The organism is Oleiphilus sp. HI0061 (assembly GCF_001635675.1).
Window position 1 is genome coordinate 1 of the sequence record NZ_LWFE01000336.1, and the last position, 8,162, is coordinate 8,162.

Here is an 8,162-nt window from a genome sequence, read left to right on the forward strand (position 1 = left end):
TCATATGCATGATGAAAGCCACCTTTCTCCATCTCAAGCATTTAAAATAGATGTGTCTGGTGAAAAGATGCAGGCCGAGTCGATTTACTATGATAGTGGCGAGCTGATTTCAGGCACGAGTGTGGCAAGTATGTATGAAGATCAATTACTACTTGGTGCTGTATTTGAGCCCTTTGCCCTTAGATGTGCAAAGCCGGCAGAGGCAGAGAAACAAAGCGTGGCTGTAGAATAGCGTCGAATTCCAGCTTGATGTAAGGCTACTGAGTTCCCGCTTTGTCAGTGCTTTTAACTTTACGACGTGCCAAACCTAGACCAATTAAACCGATACTTATCAATGATAGTGTCGTTGGTTCTGGGATTTCGGTAACTATTGGGTTTGCATGAGCTTGTATGGTGATCAAGCTAAATAGAACTAGCGCGACCGCGCGACTTATATGTTTCATTTTACCTTCCTTAGTAATTTTTCCTTTACTGGTGAGACGATATAAAGGAGCTTTCAGTGAGATGGAATGGCAGTCTATCTATAGAATGTGACTAATAGATGAAGCCCTCACTAGATTTCGGGCGCGAGTGTAGCGCAGATTTAGCTCAAGTGCGATTGAAAGTTAGGATAAAAGCTGTAACACAGCGCCACGTTGACTATTCGCTTGTCCTTGTACGGCGATCTGTACCTGATCTCTTATTTGGCTCGCAGCTAGGTCTGAGGCCACCTGAGCATAGTCAGTGTCACTGATTCGGCTCCTCGCTTCAGCCGTATTAACTTTGGATATGGCGATATTATCGATCGAACTCTCGACTCGATTGCTAACGGCACCAAGTTCTGATTGGCGGGATAGTACTAGCTCAGATGCTTGGTTTAAGGTTTCTAATGACTTGCTAGCTTGCTCAGCTGAACTTAAGTCTACGTCTTCAAAGCCTAATTCTTTGATCTCTTTGGCTAAGTCTTTGCCTTCGAGTTGAATGCTCTTTCCTGGTTGATCCAGTTGAATATTGAAGTCTTGTTCACCACTGAGTAGGGCCTTGCCATTGAAGTTAGTGTTTTCGAGAATGCTATTTGAGTCTTCAATCAAGAGATTTGCTTCTTCTTGCAAGGCTTGTCGGTCTTGTGTGGATAGCGCACCGTTACCAGCTTGAATCGTCAACTCTTGTATACGACCAATGTTATCGTTAAGGCTTTTCAGTGCTCCGTCGGCAACCTGAATTGCGGAAATGGAGTCATTGGCGTTACGGATGCCTGCATCAAAAGCACCTAGTTGGCTATTCAAGCGTTCAGATATTGCTGCGCCTGCTGCATCATCAGCTGCGCTATTAATCCGGCTTCCTGAACTGAGCTGCTGCAGTTGTCTATCAGTTTGGGACGCACTGGAAAGGCTTTGAGGGCTGCCAATGCCGCCGTTGAGTGAAATAGTCATGATGATTGCTCCCGCCGAGATAGCTATTTTTTAATGATAGCGCGGGAAGTCGAGCAGGTCATTTATTAAACAGTAACGCTTGGTAACCAGCGCTACTGTTTAGGGTACTATTTTATGTCATATTTTTGCGAGTGACGTAATGATGCCTAACTGTTTCGTTAAAAGCTTCGACATAGGTAGGGTGAAATTGCGTGCCACTTTCGCCATTAATGAGTGTGACAGCACTGAACAGAGACTTCTTGTAGCTTCTATCTGCACGTTCGTTGGTTACTGCATAGAAGGTGTCCGCCAAAGCGATTAACATAGCACCACGGTGTATTTGTTCGTTTGCCAAATTCTTTGGGTAGCCTTTACCATCATATCGCTCATGGTGTTGAGCAACCATCGTGGCGGCTTCTGTCCAACCTTCCATACGACTTAGAAATTCTGAGCCCATCTCTATATGGCCGCGAATAGTACGAAATTCCTGGTCGCTTAGTTTGCTAGGCTTATTAAGTATGTCGGGCGAGACTAAAGACATGCCGATATCGTGAAGATAGACTGCAGCAGTTAATTGGTCTGTATCGATAGGCTCTTCAAGGTCTTTGTTGGTAGATAAGCACAACTCTAGAATGGAATCTGTTCTACCTTGTTTGTATATGCCTAAGTCATCTAGCTGTAAGGCAAGCTTTCTAAAAAATGCTAAGTCAGGGTTGTCCTGATGCTCAAGGCTCAGCGCGATACTGCCGGGTTTTTCTTCTTCAGTGCTACTTTTCTTCGCCCCGACCAGCTGGTCCATTGCTTTATCAAGTGCTTTCAGGTCCTGGCCTGCAGTGCAGCCTCTGACATCTTCGATAACCTTAAGCATGGTCGCCTGAGGCGTACCTTCTACCTGGCCATCACTAATCAGTGTATTGATCATATCCCGTATACGAATAACGATGGCAAAGATAAATTCGCCGTACATAGGAAGATAGGTACGCTGGCCTTGGCGCATGTCAGAGACGATTTCTTCGAGAGCGTGAATTGTTTCGACCAAGGGGTCGAGAAATACCATACGGCAATTACCTTTTAGAGAGTGAATGTCTCTAAAAAGGCGATGAACAAGTTCCGGATCTTTTGAGTTATCAAGTAATGCGATACAAGCTTCGATCTGCTCAATATTCTCTTGTAAACACTCTGCAAAATCTTGCGTTATTTCATTGTCTAGCTCAGTAAACTGAGGGCAGGTGGTAACCATCATTTCAATCCCGTTTTGATAAGCGCTATTAAGTCCTACTTTTAAGAATAGACCATGAGAGGAAAAATAAACGAAATTTTTGACTAGTTCACAAACTTAGGCTTGGCTTATAAGATTCTACTTAAAGTCCGAACCATTCTGGTTTGATCAATAAGACCAAAAGAACGCTTACCTGAATCGCAATAAATGGCATTACACCACGGTAGATATCACTGGTTTTGATGCTCGGCGGTGCCACACCCTTTAAATAGAACAAACTAAAGCCAAAGGGAGGGGTGAGGAAGCTGGTTTGCAGGTTCATTGCAATCAGAATTGCAAACCAAAGCATGCTGATACCTAGGGTTTCTGCGATAGGTGCCAGAACAGGGATGATAATAAAAGAGATTTCAACAAAGTCGATAAAGAAGCCTAGAATCAGAATGACCAACATAGTGAGAATCAAGAAACCCCATTTTTCGCCTGGAAGTTGCAACAACCATTCTTCCAGTATCATATCGCCGCCAGAATAGCTGAAGGTCATAGAGAAGGCCGTGGCACCGATCAGAATAGCGAACACCATTGCTGTGACGTTGACGGTTTCCTTAGCGCTATCCCAGAGCATCTGGAAATTAAACTGCTTGTAGAGTAGAACCAGAAATATCGCACCAATACCACCTAATGCTGAACTTTCCGTTGGTGTAGCAATACCGGCAAAAATAGAACCGAGTACAACAAAAATCAGCGCTAAGGGAGGAATAATGGCTAATAAGGCTTTGCGTATTTGTTCGCTCTTATCTTCCTCTGAAATAGGCATAGCAGGAGCCAAGGCCGGGTTTCGACTTGTTACAAATACTATGTAGCCAATGTAAAGAGCTATCAGCAAAACCCCCGGCGCAACAGCGGCTCTAAACAGGTCGCCAACAGGTAAACCCAGTACATCGCCAAGAATAATTAAAATAATAGAAGGCGGCACGATTTGACCAAGGGTGCCCGATGCGCAAATGGTGCCGCAGCTGAGTTGTTTATCGTAGTTATACTTGAGCATGCAAGGCAGGGATATCAAACCCATCGCAACCACACTGGCACCGACTACACCGGTTGAGGCGGCGAGCAAAGAGCCGACGAGTATGGTGCTAATGGCTACGCCACCATTGAGTCTGCCGAATAACTGTGCCATCGATTCAAGGAGTTGCTCAGCCAGCTTGGTTTTCTGGAGTATGACGCCCATAAAAATGAACAAGGGAATAGCCATCAGAATGGTATTTTCCATAATGCTCTGTATGCGGTAGGGCATAAAAGCAAACAGCTCAAAACCCTCTGCCCAAATACCAAATGCCAGAGCCACTCCTGCAAAAGTAAAGGCGACGGGAAAGCCCAGCATCAGCATTAGCAGGGCAACCACGAACATGACGATACCGCTCATGACAAGCCGACCTCTTTGCTTCTTGGGTAAGCTTCTTTCCCAACGATTACACGGAGAGCCTGAGTGATCATGCTTAAACTTGCCAAACCAATCAGTATAAAAGACAAAGGAATCAGGCTCTTGATTAACCAGCGATGAGGTAGGCCGCCCGGGTCACCACTGCCTTCACCCATTTGATAAGACTCATAAGCAAAACCAAGGCTAAAGTGAGTCACAAGTATAATGAAGGGAAGGATAAGAATGAGCGTACCTAAGAGGTTAATCCAGGCCTTGGTCTGGTCTTGCCAGTGATCATAGAAAATATCCACGCGGACATGGGCATTTTCTTGAATCGCATAGGGAATACCTAGTAGAAACACGCAAGAGAAGAGATGCCACTCCAGTTCCTGCATACCGATCGATACATCATTAAAGCCATAGCGCATGACCACATCGTAGAAAACGTTGATGAGTAGTAAGAGCATGGCGCTAGCCGAGAGTACTCCGCATAAACGCGCAATGCTTTTAAACAGAGTATCCAGGGCTAGAATTACTTGCATAGTATTAACGTGCAGACCTTATCTTAGGGGGCTGTGCTATCTAAATAGGCCTTATCAGACATATTGGTCCAGGCACGTGCTTTTTCCAGATACTCTTTCTGAGACTTAAGCACTCGCGCAGCGAACTCATCTTTAGAGGCGCTTTCGGCTAGCAGGTCTTCATTTGCCTGACGCATCGCAGCAAGTACTTCAGTAGGGAAGGTTTTAACTTGAATATTCGGATATTCGGTACTAATCGTTGCCCAGTTCTTAGCGCTTTCATGCATAGCTTGCGCATACATATCGTATGAGGAAGCTTTCATAGCTGTTTTAAGGATTTCTTGAAGATCTGCCGGTAGGCCTTCAAACTTCTTCTTGTTAACCAGGAACTGAAGTTCAGCACCGGGCTCATGCCAACCGGTATAGTAATACGGTGCAATTTTGTGGAAACCCATGCGCAGGTCAAGAGAGGGGCCTACCCACTCGAGCGCATCAATGGTGCCGCGTTCAAGTGCGGTATATAACTCGCCTGGGGGAATATTCGTAGGTTTGGCGCCCAGTTTGGCAATGACTTCACCCGCGAAGCCAGGAATACGCATTTTCAATCCTTGCAGGTCTTCTACAGTATTAATTTCTTTCTGGAACCAGCCGCCCATCTGGTTAGCTGTGTTACCGCCAGGGAAGGACATGAGATTGTACTGGTCATATAGCTCATTCATTAATTCCATGCCACCGCCGTAGTAAAACCATGCATATTGTTCGGAGGCGATCATACCAAAAGGCATGGTAGTGAAGTACATGGTGGCAGGCACTTTACCTTTCCAATAGTAAGATGCAGAGTGGCCCATATCGTATTGGCCTGACTTAACCATATCGAAGATACCAAAAGGAGACTTATGCTTGTTTGAAGAGTGAATGACGACCTTTAAGCGACCGTTCGACATCTTCTCGACCATCGATGCCATATTCTTGGAGGTGTCACCAAAAATAGGAAAATTAGGCCCCCAGGTTTCTGCCAGTTTTAGCGTGTATGAGTCTTGTTTTTCTACTTTGTGGGTGTGTTCAACCTTGTCATCACAGGCAACTAAAAACTGAACTGATATGACGATTGCTAGAAAGCTCACGACTTTTCGTAGAGACATTTGTGGCATCCTTGTTATTTTTGAAAGTGGAGCGCGAAATTTAACAGAACTAGGGTGTGCTTGAAAGCGTGGAATTGCTTTTATAGGTTTCTATTCAGAGCCATTAAGGCTACTCTTCGAACTCTTTATATGGGACCAAAATACCTAATATGCATCGATTATTCGCACTTTTGTTATTTCCACTATCTGCTTGGTCTGGTGAAGATAATCTGCACTCTTTAAGCTTTAGTTATGGCGTGCATAGCGAAACGCTTAGCTTCAATAGTTTTGATGCTGATTTAAGCCCGGAATCTATAGATCTCACATACACCTTTATTAGCCAGAAAGGGCCGATGCTCACGCTGGATACTTGGCAAGAAACCGCAAATACTAGCTTTGCCCAAGATGCTGAGTTAGAGAAAAAGGTGTGGGGCTTTGGTGTTTCATTAGCCTACCCTGTTTTATCAGTTGATCTGGTATTGAGTTATGTCTATAGCAAACCCGAGATGAAGGCTTGGGCAGCGTCTGGTAATCGGCTTGAAGAATATAGCGAGACCAGTGAATACAGTGCGGGAGTTAGTGGCTATTTTGCTTATGATGCTTGGTCGCTCGTACCTTCACTTCAGCTTGGCTTCCAATATGTTGACTCCCTCAACCAAAGCTACCTCAATGAAAATGTTATTACTTTGGAAGCCAGTCAGTCTGGCTGGTTTGCGGCTCCGTCTTTGAGTTTAAGCTACTTCTATGAATTGAATAGCCACGCTGCATTAAGTCCATTTTTTGGTCTGTCCTGGACTAACTTCTTCCAAGGCGAAGGCTTGACGCGAACGAGTATCTTCCGCCGGAGTGCTTCATTAACGTCTAGCACTGAAAGTGATCTGGAAACCGATAGCTCTGGTTCAATCAACGCAGGCCTTGAGCTGTTAATCGATCGATATCAAGTCGAGTTATCGTTTGAAGAAGCGATTGACCTCGACAATATCGGTACCCAATGGAACCTGCGCTTTGGGCTGGTTTGGTAGAAGAAGTGACTAAGGCTTGCGAATATTACGTCTTAGCTTTGCTCTTTGGCTTGGGCTGAGCCGCTTGAAGCTCTGACGCAGCTTTTGCTTTTTTGCCTCTGGGAGTTGCTTAAATTTACGCATACTCTTTCTCAGAGAGTTCTGATGCTCAGCAGGCAGGGCTTTAAAGCGCTGCATTTTATCTTTTAAGGCCGAGCGTGCTTCAGGTGATAGCGTTTGCCATTTGGAAAAGCGCTGCTTCGCAAGTTCTCTTTGCTCCTTATCCATATTTGCCCAACGATTTGCCCCTGTAACCAAGGCTTCTTGCTTGGTTTTGTCTAAGCTATCCCATTGTGATTGAAAAGGGCTGAGTAATATTTGGGTTTCGTTTGGCAAAGATGACCATTCCTCTGCAAAAGAAAGCGAAACAAAGCTGGCCAGTAATAATGTGATTAAGTGCTTGGGAAGCTTATTCATGGTTTGCCTCCTGTTCGCTATTTTCAGGTTCACTGGGCACCAAGTCGTGATCCTTGGAGTTGGACAGCTCGTTATCGCTAATCTGCTGTAAGTCGATAGGCGTTACAAGTTCTTTGCCATTGACGATTGTCTCGGCCAGAAACAGAAAGAAGCTCATATCTTGAATAGGCGCTTCGTTAGCTCGAACTTGAAAAGTAGTGAATGCATTAGCCATTACGCAGCTCACTAACAGATAAGGTTTCAGGTATTGTTTCATTTTCTAGTTGTTCCGATAACCAATAGGAGAACTCTAAATCTTCTGCAATATCCAAGTCTGTTTCGTCGAAGTTCGATAGTAGAACAAAGTCGTCAATATTTGCTTGAACAAGGTTTGGAATATTTTCTCCTTGCTTCTGTGGCAAATAGTTTATCAACAGAACAGCCGAAAAGCTTGCTGCCACTGTGAATCCTACTAAGGGGTGCCTAAACCATGGCTTTGAATTTTGTGCCATAGCGTCTTGTCTTGCTTGATATAGGCTGCGCTGTACTTTAGGGGAAAGATTCCGGGTACTTTCGTCCAGCGCTTGCTTAGCTCGTTGTTGAATTTCTTTATCGTTCATTCTCTTGACCTGAACTCTGGTTTACTGCAATTGCGCTTTTGATGAGCGCAGCTTTTCCATAGCGCGAAAGTAATGGCTCTTCACACTATTTTCGTTGATCTTCATTACTTCTGCAGTCTCCCGAACCGATAAACCTTCCCACGTCCTGAGTAAGAAGCATTGCTGCTGCTTGACTGGAAGTTGTTCGATGACTTTAAGTAAATGTTCTCCTAGTTTTTCACTGTCCAATAAGTTCAGTGGGTCTGCGCTGAGGTCAGCCATTTCGACTTCGCTTTCGGCGTCACTTTCATCAATTCGCCAGAAGAATATTTTCTTTTTTAGCTGCTCCTTACGGTGCCAATCCAAAATGCTGTTTTCCAATATTCTGAAGAATAGGGGTCTCAAGTCAGCAAGCGGCTTGTTGCTATACTTGT

Annotated in this window: 12 protein-coding genes; 2 read left to right on the forward strand and 10 right to left on the reverse strand. The window is 44.7% G+C overall.

Annotated features, from left to right (window positions below; translation table 11 throughout):
• Positions 1-232 (forward strand): hypothetical protein (locus A3735_RS30265; protein WP_197485668.1); only part of this gene is annotated, 232 nt, incomplete at its 5' end.
• A 25-nt stretch (positions 233-257) separates the two neighbouring features.
• Here A3735_RS30265 and A3735_RS04565 read toward each other — a convergent pair.
• The 6 genes from A3735_RS04565 to A3735_RS04590 form a co-directional block, all read right to left on the reverse strand.
• Entirely contained in the window at positions 258-443 is a 186-nt protein-coding gene (locus A3735_RS04565; RefSeq protein WP_068512423.1) for a PEP-CTERM sorting domain-containing protein, read from the reverse strand.
• Positions 444-605: 162 nt separating this feature from the next.
• Positions 606-1,412, reverse strand: a complete 807-nt coding sequence (locus tag A3735_RS04570) for a flagellin (protein WP_068512421.1) — start codon at positions 1,410-1,412, stop codon at positions 606-608.
• A 112-nt stretch (positions 1,413-1,524) separates the two neighbouring features.
• On the reverse strand, positions 1,525-2,634 hold the full coding sequence (locus A3735_RS04575) for an HD-GYP domain-containing protein (RefSeq protein WP_068512417.1): 1,110 nt from the start codon (positions 2,632-2,634) through the stop codon (positions 1,525-1,527).
• 118 nt (positions 2,635-2,752) lie between these two features.
• Positions 2,753-4,033, reverse strand: a complete 1,281-nt coding sequence (locus tag A3735_RS04580) for a TRAP transporter large permease subunit (protein ID WP_068512414.1) — start codon at positions 4,031-4,033, stop codon at positions 2,753-2,755.
• On the reverse strand, positions 4,030-4,572 hold the full coding sequence (locus tag A3735_RS04585) for a TRAP transporter small permease subunit (RefSeq protein WP_068512411.1): 543 nt from the start codon (positions 4,570-4,572) through the stop codon (positions 4,030-4,032). Before A3735_RS04585 ends, A3735_RS04580 begins: the two co-directional genes overlap by 4 nt.
• A gap of 23 nt (positions 4,573-4,595) precedes the next feature.
• Positions 4,596-5,702, reverse strand: coding sequence for a TRAP transporter substrate-binding protein (locus tag A3735_RS04590; protein ID WP_068512408.1), 1,107 nt, complete (start codon positions 5,700-5,702; stop codon positions 4,596-4,598).
• 140 nt (positions 5,703-5,842) lie between these two features.
• Between A3735_RS04590 and A3735_RS04595 the strand changes: the two genes are divergently transcribed.
• The gene (locus tag A3735_RS04595; protein ID WP_068512404.1) at positions 5,843-6,694 is read left to right on the forward strand and encodes an autotransporter domain-containing protein; all 852 of its coding nucleotides are present in this window, start codon (positions 5,843-5,845) and stop codon (positions 6,692-6,694) included.
• Positions 6,695-6,703: 9 nt separating this feature from the next.
• Here the strand turns inward: A3735_RS04595 and A3735_RS04600 are convergent, their stop codons facing one another.
• The 4 genes from A3735_RS04600 to A3735_RS04615 form a co-directional block, all read right to left on the reverse strand.
• Positions 6,704-7,150 (reverse strand): DUF3106 domain-containing protein, encoded by a 447-nt coding sequence (locus tag A3735_RS04600; RefSeq protein WP_068512401.1) that lies wholly within the window; start codon positions 7,148-7,150, stop codon positions 6,704-6,706.
• Entirely contained in the window at positions 7,143-7,364 is a 222-nt protein-coding gene (locus A3735_RS04605; RefSeq protein WP_068512398.1) for a hypothetical protein, read from the reverse strand. The genes A3735_RS04600 and A3735_RS04605 overlap by 8 nt, the downstream gene beginning before the upstream one ends.
• Positions 7,357-7,749: a DUF3619 family protein gene (locus A3735_RS04610; protein ID WP_068512395.1), complete on the reverse strand. Its 393-nt coding sequence runs from the start codon at positions 7,747-7,749 to the stop codon at positions 7,357-7,359. The genes A3735_RS04605 and A3735_RS04610 overlap by 8 nt, the downstream gene beginning before the upstream one ends.
• Positions 7,750-7,770: 21 nt before the next feature.
• Positions 7,771-8,162 (reverse strand): sigma-70 family RNA polymerase sigma factor (locus A3735_RS04615; RefSeq protein WP_082885798.1); only part of this gene is annotated, 392 nt, incomplete at its 5' end.